The following is a 19868-nucleotide window of genomic DNA, read 5'->3' on the forward strand; positions in this document are numbered from 1 at the left end:
TTACTCCAGGGTAATATCATCCAACTCAAAGCTGAATTCGCCCTGCGGGCCGTTCCATAACAACATACTGACAGCTTCGGTATTAAGGCCATTAAATGCCGACAATGGCACCTCGATAGTTTGCCAGTCAGCACTGACCGTAAAGCGGTGACTGACGGGCATAAAGCTGCCGGCTGAGAACGCATCCAGCCGGTACTCTCCTGCGGTACCGCGGATCTTAAACTGAATACTGGCAATATCGCTGAAATCACTGCCGCTTTCGATACTGCTGCCCGTTTGCCAGGCGACTCCGGCCCAGGGGTAGGCAAAGCCAGGCCGGGTAACACCCTCTACCAGCAACACGCCTTGCTGCACCCTGATTGCTGCTGAAGATTCCCCCTGCATCATGCTATCGCTGCTGGCAGCGAAACCACCGCTGCGCGCTACCAGGTCAGCGCTGAAATCGGCAATCAGACCGCGGCTTAATCCAGTACTTTTTGCCGGCAATGACGGCCGATGGTGCCAGCCATTTTTCCAGATGGCCGCAGGTGCCAGTAACGTGGTTAAGTCGGCCATCGGGTCATTACCCAGTAATACCATATCAGCCTTGTAGCCCGGCCGCAGATAGCCTGCCTCTTTAAGACCAAAGGCTTGCGCCGGCGCAGAGGTAGCACTTTGCAGCACCTGCAATACCGGCACGCCGGCCCGTTGCAGCAACACCATTTCCACGATTAAACTGACGCCATGAGCGGTATTAGGGTTTGGCGCATCAGAGCCGGCTAATAGCAGTATGCCAGCATCGGCCATTTGGCGGGTGTTGTTTGCCAATAACTGGTATCGGTCTGATGGAATTGGCGAATGGTTAAAACGCTCGTTTAAACTGCTGATTGCCGCAGACGTAAGTGCAGCTGGTGGGGCATTCAGCAGCAATTCTTCATTTATGCTGCCGGTAAGCATGCCTTCCATTACAATCATGGTCGGAATAATAAAGCGCTGCTCGTTGGCCATCAGCTTTAGCAACTGGTCGCTTACCGGTTCACTGAAAAAGCTATGCACCAGGCCATCTGCACCGGCTGCCAGTGCCTCTTCAGCCGACGGTAAATCAGCAATATGCACTACTGCCAGCACGCCTTGTTCTTTAGCGGCTTCGATCACCGCCTGCAAGGTTGCCAGATCAATTGATGGCCTGAAACGGCGCAACGCTTTAGCAGAGGTATAAACAATTTTAATAAAGTCAGAACCTTCGGCCAGCCTGGCTGCGACAAATTCAGTGGCCTGTTCCGGGCGCTCAATTACCGGTATTGCTCTGCCATATTGAGTGCCATGGCCTTTTGGCGCGGTCACCAGCGTTCCAGCGCCATAGATATCAGCCTGATTGGTCTGGGCCGTGCTGGATCTGCTGGCTTTGTGCGCCGCCAGAAACTGCTGATCGCCAAACATATCCAGCACCGTGGTGACACCAAAATTCAGCGCCTGCTCAAGCGCATCGCCCCAGACGTGGACGTGGCTGTCAATCAATCCTGGTAGCAGCCATTGGTTATTGCCCGCTATCAGTGGCAGCGCGCTGTCAGGTTTATCCAGGTAAAGTTGCTGTACCCGGCCGTCTCTGATCTCAACAAAACGCTCATCGCGCCAGCGCTCGCCATCAAACAGCCGTACCGGTCCGAGAATAAAACTATTTTCTGTTAGTTCCGCAGCTGTGGCTGCAGTCCGGGTGTTTGCCGGAGATACTTCTGGCTGCGGTAGCAGCAGAAAAAACATCACCAGCAACGCCGCCAGGATAGTGAACGCCAGACTTTTCATTATTTAGCTCCGGTATAGCGGCGAAAGATCAGCAAACATAAGCCGGTGAGCACCGCTGTGGTCAGTAGCAGTATAGTCAGATGCAGCAGCACCGGCTGGCCCTGATCCATAGCCAGCAATTTTAATCCCAGCTGCGACAAATGATAACTTGGCCACATCCAGGCAAGCTGCTGCAAAAACTGTGGTAGCAGGTGAATAGGCAGCCACAAGCCGGATAAAAAGGCCATTGGCAGGTACAACAGGTTAACCACGCCGGGCGCCGCTTTGTCACTGAGGGTTAAGCCTAACAGCAAGCCGATAAGGGCAAAAGGTACAGTACCCGCCAGCAACAGCAGCGCTAAACCAAGCCACTGGCCCTGCTCCAGCCGCACGTTGCCAAATATCGCAGCCACGCTGAATAGCATCACAATGATCAGCACAGCAAACGCCAGGCTGGTAACCATTTTTGCCAGTAAATAAGCACTGACCGGCATCGGTGACAGTCGCTTTAAGGTTAACCAGCCCTGCGCCCGATCGCTGGCGATATTCATGGCAAAATTAAACATGGCCGGCCCCATAATGCCAAAACAACTGTAGGTTACCAGCATATAAGCGGCATGGTTGGTACTGCCCGCCGGGCTGAACAGCACCCCGAAAAACAGATAAAACACCACAGGAAATGCCAATGCCGGCAACACAAAACCCGGCGTACGCCAGACGCTGATTAAGTCATACCAGGCTTCTTTCTGATATATCGTTAAGCTACTCATGCGGCCTGCTCCTTATTTGTGCTGCTGTGTTCAGCGGTCGGTGCGGTAAGTTGTAAAAAAGCCTGCTCTAGTGGCACCGGCCTTACTTCCAGCTGGCTGACAGCAGGATCCTGATTAAATAAAGCTTTAACAGTTTGTTCGGCATGGCTGCTATGCAGTGTTATCAGCTCCTGCTGCCGGCTAAGTTGCAGTACGCCTGGCAATGCCTGTAACTCGGCATCAGTTAAACTGCAGCAACACTGCACCACTTTATATTGGGTTAAGGCTTTCAGCTGCTCCGGGCTGCCATTGGCAATAAACTGGCCCTGATGCAGTACCATGATCCGATCAGCCAACTGCTCGGCCTCTTCCAGATAATGGGTGGTCAGCACCACAGCAACCCCTTGCTGTTTAAGCTGACGGATCTGCTGCCATAAATTTCGTCTGGCCTCCACGTCCATACCCAGGGTAGGTTCATCCAGAAATACCAGCTTCGGTTTGCCGGCCAGCGCCAGCGCAAACAATAAGCGTTGCTTCTGGCCGCCGGATAACCGGCCAAAACGCACTTTGGCATGAGCCTGCAAGCCGGCCAGCGCTACCAGTTCACTGGCACGGTAGCCATTCTGGTAATAGCTGCTGAACAAATCACACTGCTCGGCGACGGTTAAATTGGCGCTCAGGCTGCCAATTTGCATCATCACCCCGCATTGCTGGCGCAATGCGGTACTGCGGGTTGTTCCCTGCTGCGTCTGGCCCAGCAACTGTATTTCGCCGCTATCGGCCGCTACCAGCCCCAGAATGGCCGAAATTAGGGTGGTTTTGCCCGCCCCGTTGGGGCCGAGAATACATAACACCTCACCGGCGGCCAGTGTCAGGTCTACGCCGGCCAGCACAGTAACGCCAGCATAACGTTTACTCAGCGCGGTAACGGTTAACTGTGGTTGCAGCTTGCTCATCGGTTACTCCTTACCACGTTGTGATAAAAACCGGCCAATTTGCTGATTCAGCCACTCTGGCGCATCGGCCATAATAAAATGCTTAGAGTCACGGGCGAAGGCAAAGCTGTGGTATTGTGCTGGCGCATCGGCCAACTGATTTTCATAGTTTTGCTGTACCTGTTCCGGTGTGCTGTAAGGCGCACCATTTTGCAAGGCGCCAAGGGTTAGCACCGGTACCCGGATATTGGCCAGCTGCCCCCGCAGGTCAGCGCGCATCAGCTCGCCCATTACCCTGCCGGAGGTTTGGCCGTCCGAGCTCATCATATTGCTGACAATCCGCTGCTGCCAGTCTTCAGCCGTTGCCATACTTTTGGCCATCGCCATCGGGTCAAAACGTTGTGGCTGTTGCTGTCCGGTGTTATTGCTGGCGGCAGCCTGGCTGAACATGGCACCTAATGCCGGTAAGCCATCAACATTAACCGCACCGCCAATCTGCTCTGGCGCATTAGCCGCCAGCGCCAATGCCAGATACCCGCCCAGGGAATGGCCGACAATCACCGGCTTTTCCAGCTGTTGCTCGCTGATATAGCGCAAAATCGCTTGTTGCTGGATTGCCAGATAACCGTCACCCCAGCTTTGCATCGGAATCGGTTTTACCCCGGCAAAACCGGCCAGTGTCAGCACATGCAGCTGATAATCTGCCTTAAGGGCGTCAACGGTGCTTTGCCAAACCTCACCCGAGGAGGCGACCCCCGGGATTAGAATAACAGCGGGGCCCTGACCCACCACTTTTACCTCGAAGCAGGCACAAGCTTGCTGCTGGCTGGCAGCAGTAGTAGTCTCTGGCTGAGCCAGCAGCGCACCGGCGGGCGCCATTACCGCGGCCGAAAATAGGGCAACAGTACAAAGGGTTTTAATTTTAACGTTAAGTATGCTTTTCATCAGAGTAGTCCTGTTAGTCAGTGGCTGTGATTCAGCTGCCACCAGCCTAACCTGAACCAGGTTGCAGGCATGCTCACAGAAGTCATCAATTAGCGGTGACATTTGTCATTGGAATCGCTGACAAAGCACACTGCCGGATTTTTCGCCACTAACCGATACTTACCGGCAACAACACAGCGAAAGGACAGACAAATGACAGCCCTTACTTTAGAACAATACAGAACTCAGTTTAGCCAGCGGCGTTTTCTGGCCATGCCGTTAACCGGCATGCTGGTATGGTCCGCTTTGGCAGTTACCGGCGCCTTACTACCGCCACAGCAAGCAATAATGGCGTTGTTTATTGGTACCGGTAGTATTGTGTATCTGGCAATGGCAATAGCCCGGTTAACCGGTGAAAAAATGAGTTTTAAAAAGTCACAGAAAAATCCGTTTGATGGTTTGTTTCTTTACGGGGTGGTAATGGCGGCATTGGTTTATGCCATTGCAATACCTTATTTTCTGGCAGATTATCGTTCTTTGCCATTTAGTATTGGCATTCTTACCGGACTGATGTGGTTACCGCTGGGCTGGATTATTCAACATTGGATTGGTTTGTTTCACACCCTGGCCCGCACCGCATGCTGCACCCTAGCGTGGATAGTGGCACCAGAACATAGTTTTGTTACTATGCCATTAATTATTGTCGCAATTTATGCCATCAGCATCATCACGCTGGAGCGGCGCTGGCGTAAGCTGCAACCACTAAACACTTTAACAGCACAGGTAGTGGCACCATGAATACACAGCTGGAACGGAAAATGAGCTGGGTTTATCTGATAAACCTCATTTTCTATATTATTCCGCTATTTACCGTGCGTTTTTCACCGTGGCAATACCTGAGTATGCTATCGGCGCTGCTGCTGTTTCTGGGCTGTTACTTCTGGGCTTATCGTTGTAACCGCCACAACATGCACTGGCCAATAGCCGGCATTGTGCTGGTAGCGGCTCTGATAACCCCGGTAAACCCGGGCTCTGTTTCTATGTTTGCTTACGCCGGCTTTTTTATCGGCTTCGCTTATTCGCTAAAGCGCTATCTGCTGCTGACAGCCCTGCTGCTGGCGTTACTGGTGTTGCTGGACTTAACCCTGACTATTCACTGGAACCTGTTTTTAATTATGGGCATTCCGATTGTGCTGGCGGTCAGTTTTCTGGGCCGGGCAGAGCAGGCCAAACTACGCCATCGCCTGGCAGAGCAGCAAAGTGGTGACGAAATTAAACAACTGGCAACCATGGTTGAACGGGAAAGAATTGGCCGCGATTTGCATGATATTCTTGGCCACACCTTATCCAGCATTATTTTAAAGGCAGATTTGGCAGAAAAACTGCTGGCACGACAGCAAGCTGACGCCGCGCAGCAACAATTAACCGAATTAAGCCAGATCGCCCGCGAGGCCTTAAGCCAGGTCCGGCAAAGCGTTTCCGGCTACAAACACCAGGGGCTGACGGCTGAAGTGGCCAGATTACTTAGCCGGCTGCGCGATGCCGGTTTTGTGGCAGAACTAACCGGTGAGATACCACATTTGGATAGCCGCCGGGAAACGGCGGTGGTGCTGGCGCTGACAGAACTGGTTACTAATATAATGCGCCATAGCAAAGGCGATAGCTGCCAGCTTCGCTTTACCGAGCAAGCCGGCATCTTAAAAATTTGTTTAAGCGACAATGGCCGCCAAGCCGACGTTAAAGAAGGCAATGGCATTACCGGCCTGCGTGAACGCTTAACGGCAATTAATGCTACGCTGAAGCTGCAGCACAACCAGGGGCTGACAGCCACTATTGAGCTGCCTCAGCAATCCACATTGTTACAGGAAGCAACCTGATGAATATTTTACTGGCTGAAGACCAGGCCATGGTTCGCACTGCTCTGGCCAGCCTGCTGCGACTGGAAGCTGATTTTCAGGTAACAGAGGCCGCTGACGGCAATGCCGCACTTAAACTACTGAAGCAACAGCCGTTCGATTTATTGCTAAGCGATATAGAAATGCCCGGCTGTACAGGCATTGAACTGGCGCAATATGTGCAGCAACATCAATTGGCTACAAAAGTGGTAATTATTACCACCTTTGGCCGCGCCGGTTATGTTAAACGGGCGATGGACGCCGGGGTGGGTGGTTTTTTATTAAAAGACGCACCGGTAGAACAACTGGTGCAGGCCATCCAGCAGGTGATGACGGGCAAGAAAGTGGTCGACAGTGAGCTGCTGTTAAACTCGCTCGGCGAGCAGGACCCGCTCAGTGACAAAGAGCGCCAGGCGCTGCGGCTTGCTGCCGATGGCAAAACCACCAGTGAAATTGCAGCGGCGCTGTATATTGCCGAGGGTACCGCCCGTAATTACTTATCAGAAGCCATCAGCAAACTGCATGCCGCTAACCGGATTGACGCCGCGCGGATTGCCCGGCAAAAGGGCTGGCTGTGATACTACTTTGCATAAGGGTTGGCTTTGATCGACAACAGTTTCGATTCGAAGTAACCGATTAACCCTAAGCCAACCGTTGAAGCCCTGGACGGGCGGAAACGAGCCCCCATGGATGGGTTCACGGCGTGTTGGCGTGGGTCAACCGGTTGCGACCAAACTGCCTGTTATCCTAAAAGCTTTACAGCCAAGCGCTTTTTACGCCACACTGAGATCATTTGCTGCAATAGCGGACATTGATATGGATTTTCGCAATAAAATCAAAGCTGATCGGCTGCTACAAAGCAGGGTGGGTGACTTGCAAAGCGCACTGGAAAGTGACCGTGGCCGGATTATTAATTCAGCCGCCGTGCGCCGGCTGCAGCAAAAAACCCAGGTATTTCCACTGGAGCGCAATGCCGCGGTGCGCAGCCGCTTAACCCATTCGCTGGAAGTACAGCAAACCGGTCGTTTTATTGTGCAAACGGTATTTCGCCTGTTATCTGAGCAGCAGCAGGCTGAATATGGCCTGACCGCACTGGAGCGGCCAATAGAATCACTGGTTGAAATGGCCTGCCTGCTGCACGATGTCGGCAACCCACCTTTTGGCCACAGCGGCGAAAGCGCAATAAACAGCTGGTTCAGCCAGGTCTTACCGGAGCTAACCCGCTGCCATCAGCTGACAGATAATACTTTATGGCAAACACTATGCACCGAGCTGGCTCAGTTTGAAGGTAATGCTCAGGCTATTCGCTTGGTGCATAGTCTGCAGCGGATGAATCTGACTTACACTCAGGTCGGCTGTATTTTAAAATATACCCGGCTGGGTGCTGAGCACAAACCGGATCAGCACCATCAGCAAAGCTACTTACAGAAAAAACCCGGTTACTATTTTGCTGAGCAACAATTTGTACAGCAGCTATGGCAACAGTTGGCAACTGAACCAGGCTGTCGTCAGCCCCTGACCTATATTATGGAAGCGGCCGATGACATTTCATATTGCCTGGCTGATCTGGAAGATGCCGTTGAAAAAGGCCTGTTCAGCCTGCCTGAGCTGGCAGCACAACTCAATCTGGCGTTTACTGAGCTGGAACCCGCCAACCGGCTTATTGCCACTCATAGCGGCGGCAGCGAAAGTTTCTCTGCCCTGGTTAAAGCGGCGCTGGATAAAGCCGGGGCCGAGCCCATTAATAAAAACTCCGAGTTCTTTATCAAGTTAAGAGTTGGCATGATCCATCCGCTGGTGCGACACGCTGCAGAGCAATTTATCACCAATATAGAGCCGGTGTATCATGGCAGTTTAAACCGGGCCCTGCTGGAAGATGGCAGCCAGTATCATGCGATAACCAGCACCTTTAAGCAGGTAGCCCGCCAGTTTGTGTTTAATCAACCCGAAGTAGAAACCCTCGAGCTGCAAGGCCAGCGGATTATTGCCGGCCTGCTTAGCTGTTACCAACCGTTACTGCAGCTGTCTGCTGCCGACTTCAGCACCGTGTTGCAGAATAAGGGCTATGCCTTTGGCCGTGAGCAGCGGCTGGCGCACCGCTTACCAAATAAACATGTTGCCGCTTATCAGCTGGCCATTGCCGCCAACAATAACAACGCTCCGGCAGTCGAGCTGTATTACCGCTGCCGGTTATTGCAGGATTTTATCAGCGGCATGACCGATCACTTCGCTTTTGACGAATATCAAACCCTGGTGCTTTGCCATAGCCGCTGAGCTTTATGGCTGCTGCAGCTGACTGTATAACCAATCGAGCGCTTGTTTTATCTGCTCAGGTTGCTGTACAGGCACCAGATGATCGCTGTCCGGAAGTGCAATGTACTGGCCATTTGATAACGATGCCTGTTCTGCGCTCCATTCGCTGCCTTCCTGCTGCCAAAGTTGCAACGCAGCAACCTGCGCTGGCTCTGCATCAGCAATCTGTTGTTGCTCAAAATCGCTGTCGATTACACTAACCGGAATTGCCGTGACCATCGGCAGCTGGGCATAGCCATTCAGATCGGCAATATAGCTGGCGATTTCAGTGGCCCGGGCCTGTTGGTGAGAAATCAACAAACGTTGTTGCATAATCTGCTCAAAGTAGGTCCAGTCAAACTGAACATTGCGTGCCGTAACCAGCTGTTTAATATGCTGATACTCAGCATCCAGCTTTTCGCGGGTTCTGGCAGTCCAGTTTCCAGCGGCCAGGTGCGGTAATAATTCGGCTAGATTTGTCTGATACCAGTCCGCAGGGTAACCTTGATAAATAGCGAGTGAATGTGGCAGTGGAACGTCAGGGTCGACATACAGCATTGCGTTGATCTTAAAAGGTTGCTGATACAACTCGTAAAACCATCGGGCACTAATGCTGGCACTGGCAAACGACACCAGAGTTATCTCTGTTTCCTGCAATTGGTGCAACACTCCAGCCAGATCATCTGCAAAACGACGATAAGATAACTCGTTTGCGCTACTACTGTAGGCATTGCCCAATCTATCTACGCTGTATACCCGGTATTTCTCTGCCAATAAAGGCTGTAGCGCAGCAAACCAGGCGCTATCACTATGATAATTTTGATTCGGACCAGATAACAATATTACGGCAGGGCCAGAGTTTTCTAATCCCATTGCTCTGACATGAAACTGCCCCTGTTCAGTGGTTACCAGTTTAGAATGCTCTGGTAACTCCGGAGACTCAAGCTCTGTAAAGAAACGTATAATCTGGGCTGAGGTATCAAAATTGGCAAAGCGCCAGCGATGCGTGCCGTAGGCTACACTATACAGCTGGAATTTTTGCTGACCATTGGTGTAGCTTATTACTCCAGCGCCCGGTTCCTTTAAGGGTTTTATCATTTTGTAAGGAAGACTGCCATGCTTGTTGGCATGCAGCTGAATCGCCTTAGGTGAGCTGAGTAATCCAAAGTTGCCATCGTTTAAGCCGCTGTAGGGTAATACGGTATCGTGCGAACCATGCACCATCATTACCGACAGTGGTTGTTCAGGGAAACAGCTTGCCGCCAGTTGCTGTGACATCGAACCGGCCACTACGGCTACTGCTTTAAACACGCTGCTGCGGTTGCAGGCTAAATTTTGCGTAAATAACCCACCTTGTGAAAAACCGGCGGCATAAATTTCGCCATCATATAACCTATATTTCTGTTGAATATCTGCAATAACCTGGTCGACGAATCCCAGGTCATCTACGTTCAGGCGATCAGCAATATTACAACCACAACCTTCATTCCACTCAACCACTTGCGACTTCGGATAAGCAATGATGTATTCATCACTATACTGTTCAAACTGCGCTGTTTGTCGCATATCGCTGGCGTTGCCACCCGAGCCGTGAAATACCAATAATAACTTGTAACTTTTATCAGGCTGAAATCCAGCAGGCAATGTAAGCAAATAGCTTCGCTCCCCGAGCTCAACCAACCCCGTTGTGTCAGGTACTTCATTATTGGCGGGAGAACGGCCGGAAGACAAACAGCCACTAAGTACAATTCCTGCGGCCAGTAACAGAACAAATTTTGTTATTGCTTGTAGTTTCATATAACTTTCCTGTTAACATAAAGTCGCCAGCTAAGCTAAACGTCGCAGCTAACATTGGCGATAAGGGTCTGATGATGGATTTATGATGAAAAGCTTACGATGCGTTTTCGACGGCTAAACAAGGGGTAATAGCAAAGAATGAACAAACAGCAATGGCAGCTGGGCCAGCTGATCTTTGATCCGCAGCGCCGCACTTTGCAATTCGCCGGGCAACATTGCACGCTGGAACCAAAACAGGCTCAGCTGCTGCTGTTACTGGCCCGCCACGCTGCAGAGCCGGTTAGTCGCGAACAGCTGATCACTGAAGTATGGCAAGGCCGGGTGGTCAGTGAAAGTGCCATTAACCGCGCTGTCAGTTTATTACGAAAAGCCTGTGCCAGCCTCGACCCGGCAACCGAGTACATTGCCACTATTCCAAAACTGGGCTACTGCCTGTTACCTGAAGCCAGTTTGCTTCAACCGGCAACAGCTTACACAACCGAAGAAATAGCAGCACCGCTAAAGCAGTCTGTTGAAATGGATAAGCCGCGACATTTATCAGCAGACATCGCTATGGCCAAGCCAACGGCTGTTAGTAACCGCACAGCAAACTGGCTGATAGCAGTTATTGTGTTTGCCATTGCCGCTGCTGGCTGGGCCTGGCTGCGAACAATACCGGCTGTACCCGGCACCGAACATAAACTGCTGATCCCGGCACCGGTAACCAGCTTTGATGGTGCTGAATTTGATATCAGCAGCAGCAACGATGGCCAACTGCTGTATCACCGGCGTGATGCGACCGGTAAAACTCAGCTGTGGCTGCGCACTGCGCAGCAGGATAAACCTGTTACTGCTGCGCCGGTGCAGGCGTTAAATGGCAGTATCAGCCCGGATGGCGATAAACTGGTCTATCGCAGGCTGGCTGATAACGAGTGTCAGATAGTGTTGCTGCCATTGCGCCCGGCCGGAACTGAACGCACGTTATTTGACTGCCCGCCAGACAGTGCTTTTGAAGCCAGCTGGAGCCCGGACAATCAGTACTTTTTTTACCGGCTGCGCCAGAATAAAACCCAGCCTTATCTGGTATATCGTTATCAGCTTGCCACCGGCAATCAGCAGCAACTTACCCTGGCAGACCCAGCCAGTTTTAACGGCGCTATTGCGCTGGCTGTTGCCGCAGATGGCCAGCAACTGGCTATTGCCAGTTATCTGACAGCACAGCGCAGCCGGCTTAGTTTATATCAGTTAGCCGATGGCCAGTTGCCAACACCGCAGCACACCACAGACCTGGATATTGATGTAGTGGATTTAAGCTGGCCAGCGGGCCAGCCACTGATTCTGGCCGCCAGCAACCAGCTATTTACCCTGGCGGCTGATTTCAGCCTTAACCATTATTTTTATTCGCAGCAGCCGGTTAATTCGATAACCAGCACGACACAGCGTCTGTATTTTGCCAGCGTGCAACAACAGGCCGATATCTGGCGACAGCCACTGGTTAACGCCGGAGAAGAGGCCGCTGCCACACCACTGATCCACAGCTCCCGGCTGGACATTTTACCCCGGGTTAATCAACAGGACACCGAGCTGCTGTTTTTAACCACCCGTCAGGGTATCCATCAGATCTGGCGCAAACCCTACAACGGCCCTGAACATATGCTGGCCGCGATACCGACACCGGCTGCTTTTATCCGGTTCAGCTGGTCGTTTGATCAACGCAGCATTTATTTCAGTCAGCAGGGGGCGGTATATCAGCTGGAACTGGCGAATGGCCAGTTAAGTCAGTTGTTTCCAGCCGAACATCAGGCCTATGTTGTTAATCCCGGCACGGATGCTAACAGCCTGATATACAGCAGCAATAAAAGTGGTGACTGGCAACTCTGGCGTTACCAGCTGCAGGGCTCAGAGCATCAGCAACTGACTACACAGGGCGGTTATAGCGGTTATCAGGCCGGAAATACCCTTTATTACAGCAAATTCCATCAGGATGGCTTGTGGCAACTTGATCTCATCAGCGGTGAAGAGCAACTGCTACTGGCCGATTTTGACAAAGTTAACTGGCTTAACTGGCAGTTGCAGGACGAGAGCATTGTCTATTATCAGCCAGGCGCCGGCATTTTTCGTAAATCGCTGACTGCAGCAGCCGAACCGGAGTTACTGCTGGCACACAGCCCTGATCTGGTGCATCACTACAGTGTCAGCAGCCGGGCTATTTACTTTGTTAAACGCCAGCCGCCGCAGGGCGACATTTATCAGTTACCGCTGCCATAAGCCGGTGACTTTGCGGTTTTAGCGGTTAGCTTCTATGCTTGCTGTTTGTTTAAGTAGTCTTGTTTAACTGTCATGGAGGATTATCATGCAAGATTGTAAAAAAAGACCACAACACTTTCTGGCAACCATTTTCTGTGCTGCTGTTGCGGGATCCAGCTTGTCCGGCAATGCCGAAACCCTGCAGCTCGATGTCGAACCCGGTTTATGGCAACATAGCTTCAGTATTAAAACGGCTAGCGGTGAGCTGGAACGCGCTATGCAGCAACTGGAGCAGCAACTGGCCAGCATGCCGGCGGCTCAGCGGCAGATGATGGAAAAAATGATGGCCAGTCAGGGTATGTCGTTCGACTTAAAAGGCAGCTCGGTCCAGGTTTGTCTGACCCAGCAGCAAATTGATCGTGGTCAGTTGCCGCAACAGGATGGCTGTCAGCAGCAAATCAATCAGACTGGCGATAACAGCTATCAGTTTTCTTTCAGCTGCGATACCAAGCCACCAACCAGTGGTGAAGGTGAAATGACCTTCAGCAGCCGCAAAGCCTATAGTGGCAGTGCCAGTTTTACCACTGAAGTAAATGGCAAAGCCGAGAAAATGACCATGCAGCAAAGCGGTAAGTGGCTAAAAGCCGATTGCGGCTGATTTTTTTAATATTTTAGGACCCGCTATGCCCGAAACTGTCACGACCCAGAAAAGTTATCCGCTGGCAAACCAGCTGCGCCAGCACAGCCCGTTAGTATTTGGTTGCATGAATTTAGGCGGTGGCTGGAACAGCAACCCGCTGTCAGCCGCCGATATTGCACAAACCCATAAAATAATAGACGCTGCACTGGATGCGGGTATCCGGATTTTTGATCATGCTGATATTTATACCTTTGGCAAGGCAGAGCAGGCTTTTGGTAAGGTGTTGGCAGAGCGGCCGGAATTGCGCCAGCAAATGGCGCTGCAATCAAAGTGCGGCATCCGTTTTGCCGATGACACGAACCCGCAGCGGTATGATTTTTCTGAGCAGTGGATAACGGAGTCGGTTAATAATATTTTACGCCGGCTGCAAACCGAACAGCTGGATATCTTACTGTTACACCGACCCGATCCGCTGATGGAGCCAGCAGAAGTTGCAGCAGCATTTGCGAAGCTAACGGCCAGCGGCAAAGTAAAACATTTTGGCGTCTCGAACATGCAGCAACATCAGATGGCGCTATTGCAGGATACGATACTTGAGCCATTCGTTGTTAATCAATTGGAATTAAGCCTCAGCCATCTGGCCTGGCTGGATGAGGGCACGACAGCCGGCTGCAGCGGTCAGGGGCCGGTTAACTTCAGTTGCGGCACTATTGAGTACTGTCGCCGCAATAACATTCAGCTGCAAGCCTGGGGCAGTTTAAGCCAGGGCTTGTTCAGTGGTAAAGATGTCAGCCAACAACCCGCACAGGTGCAGGCAACGGCAAAGCTGGTGCAGCAGTTAGCGGCCGAATATCAGGTAACGAAAGAAGCAATAGTTCTGGGCTGGCTGATGCGCCACCCGGCAAATATTCAACCGGTAATCGGCACCACCAGCATTGAGCGGATTAAAGCCTGTGCAGAGGCGCCGGTCGTGCAGTTAAGCCGCGAACATTGGTATGCGTTATACCTTAGTGCCCGCGGCAGTGCCCTGCCGTGAATTAGTCGGTTTTAAACCGGCTTACCTGGCCACTTAGCCCGGTTGCTACCTGCTGCAGTGCAGCCACCGCGCCGCGGTTTTGCTTCAGCGTCAGTGTGGTTTCACGCGACATTGTTGCAATTTGCTCAATATGCCGGGCCAGCTCAGATACCGCTGCAGATTGTTCATTGGTTGAGCGGGATACATCCCGGACATTATGCAGCGAGTCTTCTGCCTGCACGCGAATTTGCTCCAGCATCGTTGCTGCCTGATTTGCCAGCGCCAGGCCCTGAGCCACCCTTGGCGCTGAGGTTTCCATCGCCAGCACCGCCTGCTGTGTTTCATCCTGCACTAACTGAATCATCCCGGCAATTTCCGTTGTCGCTTTGCTGGTTCGCTCTGCTAACTGCCGCACTTCATCTGCCACCACGGCAAACCCGCGGCCTGACTCTCCAGCCCGGGCTGCTTCTATGGCCGCATTTAATGCCAGCAGATTTGTTTGCTCGGCAATGCTGCGGATCACGCCAGCGATGCCGGCAATATCTTTCGAGCGTTGTTGTAAACTGCCAATCTGGCTGGCAGATTGCTGTACAGTTTCGGCGACAACGCCAATTTCGGTTGCGGCCTCTTTTACCAGTTTAGCGCCCTGCGCTGACAGTTCTGCAGTTTTCTCGGAGTTTTGCTCTGTCAGTTGCACCGTATTGGCAACCTCATTCAGGCTGACTGTCATTTCTTCAATACTGGCCGCAGAGGCGGTTGACGACGAAGCCTGCAGCTCTGACGCCTGCAATGCCTCCCGGGATGCAAGATCAAGCTCAGTCGCCTGCGTTGACACAGTATTAGCGGCGTTAATCACTTCTTTTAAGGTGTGCCGCAGCTGCTGCTGCATACTGGCGACCGCCGCCAGCATACTATCTGGCTGACTGTCTTTTATCGGGGTTGTCAGATCACCACCGGCAATCTGACTGACTATTTCTGCGGTTAGTGCAGGCTCACCACCCAGTGAGTTGCGCAAATAGCGACTGATATACCAGGCAGTTACTCCACCAATGACAATAGCAAATAATGTCAGCAACACCATCGACAGCGCAAAGGTTTCTGCCACATCGCGGGCATAGGCAGTAGCCTGCTGGTTTTTCTGCTCCTGAAAATCAATAAAAGCATTGATACTGGCCAGCCAGTCCACAAAAGCCGGGCTCATCTGCTGTAATAACAGTTGCTGTGCCGCAGCCGGCTGGCCTTGCTGGCGTAACCGGATCACCTCTGCCGCTAATGGTTGTGCCCGTTGCTCTACCTGATGAATGGTATCCAGTAAGCGACGCTCGGCCGCACTGATGTCCGCACTGGCCTGAAACAACTGATCCATTGGCTGGCGTGATTGCTGGTAAAAGGCTTGTAACCGCTCAATGTCGTTAAGAATGGCCGGCAGATCCGTCAGGTTTGGCACCAGGGTAACATCGCGCAGCGCAATGGCTCTGTCGTGCACGCTGCCGCGAAAGTTAATGGCATAGCGCTGCTTGACTGAATTGACTTCAGTTATTTCAGTCAGCGTCTTATTTATCTGACTTACCCGTTGCACGCCGAATAAGGTCAGTGCCACCATTAACAACAGAACCACTCCAAACCCCAGAGTCAGCCGCATTGCGACGGTCATTGACTGCGTATTCTGCATAACTGTTCCTTTACTACAAACGGGCAACATGCACGTTAAACCGCGCACTATACGTTGTTGCCTTAACTAAAACTAATGAATTTAACTTTAACGATTAAGCGAAAAATTATATTGATCTATCTTTTACCGCTCGTCGTAGTGTTAAGGTTAATAGCGATTCAGGTAACAGCCGCTTCTGCAACTGAGTCCCGCGGAATAAGGTGAGGATTGAATACCTGTTGCACATCAATACTGTTTTGCTGGTACACCTGTTTCAGTACCCAACGGGCAGCCATCTGGCCCATGGCGCTGACCGGATAGTCGATAGTTGATAGTTTCGGATAGGTATAATAGGCAAAATTAACATTATCAAAGCCCATTACCGAAAAGTCTGCCGGCACTTCATAACCCAGCTCGCGGGCGGCGGTCAGCGCGCCTGATGCCATTTCATCATTGGCGCAGACTATTGCACTGAATGGCCGGTTGCTGGCCAGCAGCGCCTGTAGTCCTTTACTACCGCCGGTTTCCCGGAAATCACCCTCAAAAAACAACGCTTCATCAGCGGTTAACTGATATTCAGCCAGCGCCCGTTGGTGGCCATGAAAGCGATCGCGGGCATCGGCTTTCCACATTGGCCCGGCAATATAACCAATATGACGGTGGCCCTGCTGCAGCAAATGACGGGCAGCCAGATAGCCACCAAGCTCATTGTCCAGACTGATACAACGGTCGGCCAGCGCCGGCACCTGACGGTTCAGCAGCACAAAAGGCGTTTCTTTTTTACTTAAATCGACTAAAAACTGGTCGCTGACCGCCTCTACATGCAAAATAAGCGCATCACAATTGCGGCTGCGCAAAAAATCGATACCATCTTCTTCTGTCGCCCGTTCACTGTGACCGGCAGCAATAATTACGTGTTTGCCGGCTGCCCGGAACTCCGCTTCAATACCCGTCAGCATTTCGCCATAAAACGGGCCGTGTAACTCAGACACCAGAATACCAATGCTGTTAGAGCGGCTGGACGCCAGCGACTGGGCAATAGAATTAGGCCGGTAGCCCAATTGTTCCATGGCCTGCAATACTTTATTGCGGGTAGCTTCACTTACCCGGACATTGTTGTTCATTACCCGGGAAACAGTAGCCAGCGATACGCCAGCTAATTCAGAGACTTGGTAAATGGTCGCCATGGTTTGCCTGTGCTCTTTAGGTTAGGCGTTTACTCTAGCATGCTCTGGCGCGCTGTCACCAGATTGCTGTGCCAGTTGCCGGTGAATATCCAGCACCCGCTCGCTGTTAAGCCGGTACCGGCTCATAACCAGCGCCACAATGATCGAGCCAATAGCAGGTAACAGGGTAAAACTAAGCAAAATACCCTGCTGTGCCTCAATGCTTTGTACCGTATCGGCCTGATAACCAAAACCGGCCAGCAGCCAGCCTGCTAAGGCGCCACCTAATGCCAGCCCCAGTTTGATAAAAAAGACGATAGACGAATACACCAGGCCGGTGATCCGCACCCCGGTTTTATAATGGCCATAATCAACGGTATCGGCCATTTTGGCCCATAGCAGCGGCGTGGCCATCTGTAAAAAGAAGCCCCATAAAAAATACAAAGCAAAGGCCAGCACTAATTGCTGCGGGCCAACAAAAAAGCTGACAACACAGATAGCAGCCGAAATAAGCTGTAAGCCAATATAGGCTTTTACTTTATCAATATAACGGCTTAGCCACTGCGCCACCGCGCAGCCGGCAATATTGCCTAGCATGCCCAGAGTAATAAAAGCGGTAATTAAATCTTCCCGACCGAGAAAATATTTCACATAGTAAATGGCCAGCGTGGTACGCAGCACCATACCGGTTAACAGGAAAAACGCTGCCACAGATAAAATGCGCCACTGATCATTCTGCCACAATGAACTGAAACTGTTGCGTAACGTCAGTTGCTGATTAGCCGGGGCATGCACCCGCTCGCGGGTACCGTAAAAACACAACAGGAACAGAATGAAACCCAGTACACTCATGGCGGCGATGGTCAGCTGATAGCCCCTGGCATTATCGCCATTGCCAAAGTAATTCACCAATGGCAGAGTGCAAGCCGTTACCAGCAGGCCGCCAAGCATGCCGAACACAAAACGGTATGATTGCACTGACACCCGCTCAGTCGGATCAGCGGTTAATACACCTCCCAGTGCCGAGTAAGGAATATTAATGGCGGTATAGGCCAGCATCAGCAAGGTATAAGTGGCAAAGGCATAAATCACTTTACCATTGGCGGATAAGTCGGGCGTGGTAAAAGCCAGTACACTGCAAAGCGCAAACGGCAATGCCAGCCACAGCAGATATGGCCGGTATTTGCCATGCCGGCTTTGGGTTTTATCGGCCAGCGCGCCCATTAGCGGGTCGGTTACCGCGTCAATAATCCGCACCAACAGAAACATACTGCCAACCACTGCCGGCGAAATACCAAAAATATCAGTATAAAAAAAGGTTAAAAACAGCATGACCGTCTGAAACACAATATTGCTGGCCGTATCGCCCAGGCCGTAGGCCACTTTTTCTTTTTTTGTCAGCATGCTAACCCCATGATGGCGCGTTAATTCTACTTATTGTTATTTGTTAGCAATCTTATTATCGGTAGCCTTGCGGTTGGCAAAGAAGTCGCGCAAGGCGATAGCACTGGCTTTTAACGTGCGCTGTTGGGTCGCATAATCAACATAGACTATACCAAAGCGTTTGGCATAGCCCTCAGCCCATTCAAAATTATCCATCAGGCTCCAGGCAAAGTAGCCGTCGATGCGCATGCCGGCGGTTATTGCATTATCTACCGCCTGCAGATGTTGCTGAAAATAGGCTACCCGCTCAGTGTCCTGTACCTGACCATGTTGCAGCTTGTCGGGCATCGCCGCACCATTTTCGGTGATATACACCGGCGGCAGGGTGTAGCGTTTATTTATATCCAGCAAGATTTCGGTCAGCCCCGCCGGATAAATTTCCCAGCCCATATCGGTTAATGGCGGGCTGGTTGGCGGCACATCACTGAACCAGCCTTTGCCATTGTCGCGGTATACCGTGCGGGTATAGTAGTTTACGCCAAGAAAATCCAGCGGCTGGGCAATAATGGCCATATCGCCGGCGGCAATTTCCGGCTGCTCAGCCACCGATAACTGACTAATTAGTTCAGGGTAGCGCCCTTCGATTAACGGCTGAATATACCACTGATTATGATACTGATCGGCCATCCGCGCCGCCCGGATATCGGCTTCACTGCTGCTGGCCGGATGGCAGGGGCTGAAATTCAGGACGATGCCGTTCAGCGCCCGGGGGGCATTGCGTTGTAATACCTGCATTGCCAGTCCATGCGCCAGTAATAAATGATGAGCGACCTGGCGGCCCTGCTTCCGGTTTTGCACACCTGGTGCATGAATCCCCGCTTCGTAGCTTAAATAGGCACTGCAAAAAGGCTCGTTCAGGGTGGCATAAGAATAAACTTTATCGCCGAACGCCTGACTGACGAGGTCAGCATAGTCTGCAAATTTGTAGGCGGTAGTGCGGTTTAACCACCCGCCTTCGTCTTGCAGGTACTGCGGTAAATCCCAGTGGTACAGCGTGACAAAGGCTTTGATATTGCGCTGCTGCAGAGCGTCCAGTAATTGCTGATAAAACGCCAGCCCTGCCTTATTAATACTACCATCGGTGTTGATTACCCGGCCCCAGGCAATTGAAAAGCGGTAGGCGTCAACGCCAAGTGAGGCAATAAGTTCAATATCTTCACGCCAGCGGTTAACATGATCACAGGCTGTCAGACCGTCAGAGCCGTCTTTAATCCGGCCAGGTTCAGCACAAAAGGTATCCCAGATACAGGGCAGCCTGCTATCGGCAGCGCCCTCAATCTGAAACGAGGCCGTTGCCACACCAAAGGTAAAATCGGGCTTAAGTAAGGCTGAATTGGCAGCTAAGGAGATTTTCATCAATTTGGCTATCTTCCG

16 protein-coding genes are annotated in these 19868 nt (G+C 51.8%); 7 read left to right on the top strand and 9 right to left on the bottom strand.

Translation table 11 applies throughout. The features are described 5' to 3' along the window. The 4 genes from R3187_RS06425 to R3187_RS06440 are packed head-to-tail and all read right to left on the bottom strand — an operon-like array spanning window position 1 to window position 4390. The gene (locus R3187_RS06425; protein WP_318965864.1) at window positions 1-1782 is read right to left on the bottom strand and encodes an amidohydrolase family protein; all 1782 of its coding nucleotides are present in this window, start codon (window positions 1780-1782) and stop codon (window positions 1-3) included. Further along, complete coding sequence (locus tag R3187_RS06430) at window positions 1782-2531, bottom strand: ABC transporter permease (protein ID WP_318965865.1); 750 nt, start codon at window positions 2529-2531, stop codon at window positions 1782-1784. The genes R3187_RS06425 and R3187_RS06430 overlap by 1 nt, the downstream gene beginning before the upstream one ends. Beyond that, window positions 2528-3466, bottom strand: coding sequence for an ABC transporter ATP-binding protein (locus tag R3187_RS06435; protein ID WP_318965866.1), 939 nt, complete (start codon window positions 3464-3466; stop codon window positions 2528-2530). The genes R3187_RS06430 and R3187_RS06435 overlap by 4 nt, the downstream gene beginning before the upstream one ends. 3 nt (window positions 3467-3469) lie before the next feature. Beyond that, a complete protein-coding gene (locus tag R3187_RS06440) occupies window positions 3470-4390 on the bottom strand; it encodes an alpha/beta hydrolase (protein ID WP_318965867.1) in 921 nt (306 codons plus the stop codon). Between the two features lie 192 nt (window positions 4391-4582). On the opposite strand from R3187_RS06440, the gene R3187_RS06445 reads away from it, so the two are divergent. The 4 genes from R3187_RS06445 (at window position 4583) to dgt (ending at window position 8538) form a co-directional block, all read left to right on the top strand. Further along, a complete protein-coding gene (locus R3187_RS06445; protein WP_318965868.1) occupies window positions 4583-5167 on the top strand; it encodes a DUF7010 family protein in 585 nt (194 codons plus the stop codon). Then, a complete protein-coding gene (locus R3187_RS06450) occupies window positions 5164-6246 on the top strand; it encodes a sensor histidine kinase (RefSeq protein WP_318965869.1) in 1083 nt (360 codons plus the stop codon). Before R3187_RS06445 ends, R3187_RS06450 begins: the two co-directional genes overlap by 4 nt. After that, on the top strand, window positions 6246-6842 hold the full coding sequence (locus tag R3187_RS06455) for a response regulator transcription factor (RefSeq protein WP_318965870.1): 597 nt from the start codon (window positions 6246-6248) through the stop codon (window positions 6840-6842). The genes R3187_RS06450 and R3187_RS06455 overlap by 1 nt, the downstream gene beginning before the upstream one ends. Before the next feature lie 238 nt (window positions 6843-7080). Next, window positions 7081-8538 carry a dGTPase gene (gene dgt / locus R3187_RS06460; protein WP_318965871.1) on the top strand — a complete coding sequence of 486 codons (1458 nt, stop codon included), beginning with the start codon at window positions 7081-7083 and terminating at the stop codon, window positions 8536-8538. Between the two features lie 3 nt (window positions 8539-8541). Here dgt and R3187_RS06465 read toward each other — a convergent pair whose 3' ends face one another. Further along, window positions 8542-10353, bottom strand: a complete 1812-nt coding sequence (locus R3187_RS06465) for an alpha/beta fold hydrolase (RefSeq protein ID WP_318965872.1) — start codon at window positions 10351-10353, stop codon at window positions 8542-8544. 138 nt (window positions 10354-10491) lie between these two features. Between R3187_RS06465 and R3187_RS06470 the strand changes: the two genes are divergently transcribed. From R3187_RS06470 to R3187_RS06480, 3 genes are all read left to right on the top strand, one after another. Further along, window positions 10492-12600 (top strand): winged helix-turn-helix domain-containing protein, encoded by a 2109-nt coding sequence (locus tag R3187_RS06470; protein ID WP_318965873.1) that lies wholly within the window; start codon window positions 10492-10494, stop codon window positions 12598-12600. Window positions 12601-12685: 85 nt separating this feature from the next. Next, on the top strand, window positions 12686-13237 hold the full coding sequence (locus tag R3187_RS06475) for a DUF3617 domain-containing protein (protein ID WP_318965874.1): 552 nt from the start codon (window positions 12686-12688) through the stop codon (window positions 13235-13237). 25 nt (window positions 13238-13262) lie between these two features. Further along, window positions 13263-14255 carry an aldo/keto reductase gene (locus tag R3187_RS06480; protein WP_318965875.1) on the top strand — a complete coding sequence of 331 codons (993 nt, stop codon included), beginning with the start codon at window positions 13263-13265 and terminating at the stop codon, window positions 14253-14255. 1 nt (window position 14256) lies between these two features. On the opposite strand, the gene R3187_RS06485 is transcribed toward R3187_RS06480, so the two are convergent. The 4 genes from R3187_RS06485 to R3187_RS06500 form a co-directional block, all read right to left on the bottom strand. Next, complete coding sequence (locus R3187_RS06485; RefSeq protein ID WP_318965876.1) at window positions 14257-15906, bottom strand: methyl-accepting chemotaxis protein; 1650 nt, start codon at window positions 15904-15906, stop codon at window positions 14257-14259. Window positions 15907-16064: 158 nt separating this feature from the next. Continuing rightward, window positions 16065-17072: a LacI family DNA-binding transcriptional regulator gene (locus R3187_RS06490; RefSeq protein WP_318965877.1), complete on the bottom strand. Its 1008-nt coding sequence runs from the start codon at window positions 17070-17072 to the stop codon at window positions 16065-16067. Window positions 17073-17093: 21 nt separating this feature from the next. Further along, on the bottom strand, window positions 17094-18455 hold the full coding sequence (locus R3187_RS06495; RefSeq protein WP_318965878.1) for an MFS transporter: 1362 nt from the start codon (window positions 18453-18455) through the stop codon (window positions 17094-17096). A 36-nt stretch (window positions 18456-18491) separates the two neighbouring features. Next, the gene (locus R3187_RS06500) at window positions 18492-19850 is read right to left on the bottom strand and encodes a GH1 family beta-glucosidase (RefSeq protein ID WP_318965879.1); all 1359 of its coding nucleotides are present in this window, start codon (window positions 19848-19850) and stop codon (window positions 18492-18494) included. Window positions 19851-19868: the final 18 nt, after the last annotated feature.

Origin of the sequence: Arsukibacterium sp., assembly GCF_033721375.1 — a bacterium.
GTDB lineage: Bacteria > Pseudomonadota > Gammaproteobacteria > Enterobacterales > Alteromonadaceae > Alishewanella.